1 protein-coding gene and 1 pseudogene are annotated in these 1653 nt (G+C 66.1%); both read left to right on the top strand.

Annotation, left to right across the window (positions count from 1 at the left end):
• Positions 1 to 161: 161 nt before the first annotated feature.
• Entirely contained in the window at positions 162 to 575 is a 414-nt protein-coding gene (locus ACZ7HQ_RS45320; protein ID WP_471003449.1) for a hypothetical protein, read from the top strand.
• A 54-nt stretch (positions 576 to 629) separates the two neighbouring features.
• A pseudogene (locus tag ACZ7HQ_RS45315) lies at positions 630 to 1633 on the top strand (IS5 family transposase).
• Positions 1634 to 1653 lie beyond the last annotated feature (20 nt).

Below are 1653 nucleotides of genomic sequence, written 5' to 3'. Positions count from 1 at the left end.
CTAGGGCGCGTATCGAGTCGTGATCAATCAGCGGGTTTCACTGTCTCGGCGGGGCACCGACGCCGACCCTCCAGCCGTGCCAGAGGACCCGCTGATGTACTCAGGCGGAGCCGAGTACTGGCGCTCTGGTCGGCGATGGGACGAGCGGAAACACTCGGGTCATGCGTAACCGACTACTGAGACCTGTTCCCCAACTGTTGCCGACCCTGGTGCTGGCTGGGGTGTCGATGGCGGCGTGGGCTGCCTGGCTGGGCTGGGACCAGCACTATGACGTGCAACCCGATGGCACTTCGACCGGTCCGTACGAGGCCTGGCAGGTGATCGGGCTGGTACTGACCCTGCTGGTACCGGTGTACTGGGAGGCATCGCGTCGCTACGTCGCCGGAGCTGTGCTCGGCACCACGGCCGGCCTCACCATTGCTGCCTATTTCGACTGGTCGGACGACTCCACCGGCCTCTTCATGGTCGGCGTGGGGATGGTCATGATGGGGAGCCTCGCCGTGACTGCCATCGCGTCCGCCGTGATCGCCTCCGTGAGACGGCCCCTGAGTCCTAGGGCGCGTATCGAGCCGTGATCGATCTGCGATATTCGTCTTCGGAGCGGGGCCTGGACCGGTAGTTCTTCTGGCGTGACGCGAGTGCAACTGATGGATGAGGAATGGGAGTTCATCGAGCCATACCTGCCGATTGGCGAGTACGGCCCGTATCCCGAGCGGCTGCGGCAGCAGTTCGAGGGTGTGATCTGGCGGTTCAAGACCGGCGGACAGTGGCGGGAGATGCCGCAGGAGTTCGGTGCCTGGTCGACTGTCCACAACCGCTTCCGGCAATGGCGTGACGGCGGTGTCTTCGAAACCCTGCTGGAGGGCCTGATCGCGGAAGCCGTGAAGCGGGGTGAGGTGGACCTGTCGTTGGTGAGCATCGACTCCACCACCGCGCGTGCCCACCACGACGCGGCCGGGATGCACCTGGACGAGGACGTCCTCGGCGCACTGGAGAAGGCTGCCGCCGAGGAGGAGAAGGCCAGGTCAAAGGGGGCAACCTCGCAGAACAAGACGGACAGGACACCGAGACCGGTCCCGGGCGCGAGGAGCGACAGCGCATTCGGCGTCGGCGCAAACTCCGGCTGAATGCTGCTCTCCTGGGACGTTCCAGGGGCGGGCAGACCAGCAAGGTTCACCTGGCCGCCGACCGCAAGTGCCGCCCGCTGGCGTTCGTGCTGACTGCGGGCCAGGCCGCGGACAGCCCGCAGTTCATTCCCGTCCTGAAGAAGTTACGGGTCCGCGGCCCCGTCGGTCGCCCCCGCACCCGGCCGGACGCGGTCGCCGCCGACAAGGCCTATTCCTCCCGCGGCAACCGGATCCACCTGCGCAAACGCGGCATAAAGGCAGTGATCCCGGAGAAGAAGGACCAGGCCGCCAACCGGAAGAAGAAGGGCTCCGGGGGCGGTCGGCCCGTCGGCCACGACACCGATCTCTACAAGGAGAGGAACACCGTGGAGCGCCTGATCAACAAGCTCAAGGCCTGGCGCGGTGTCGCCACCCGATACGACAAGGCCCCGGACACCTACCTCGCCGGCCTCCACCTGCGCGCCTCGATGATCTGGATCAAAGACCTCACCAGCACCACTCACTGATCACGACTCGATACGCGCCC

This window comes from Streptomyces sp. NPDC037290, from assembly GCF_055603245.1.
This window is presented reverse-complemented; position numbering and strand designations above follow the sequence as displayed.

What these genes read in the sequence shown, in the direction of transcription:
- ACZ7HQ_RS45320 (WP_471003449.1), top strand. Translation starts at nt 162, where the DNA reads ATGCGTAACCGACTACTGAGACCTGTTCCCCAACTGTTGCCGACCCTG.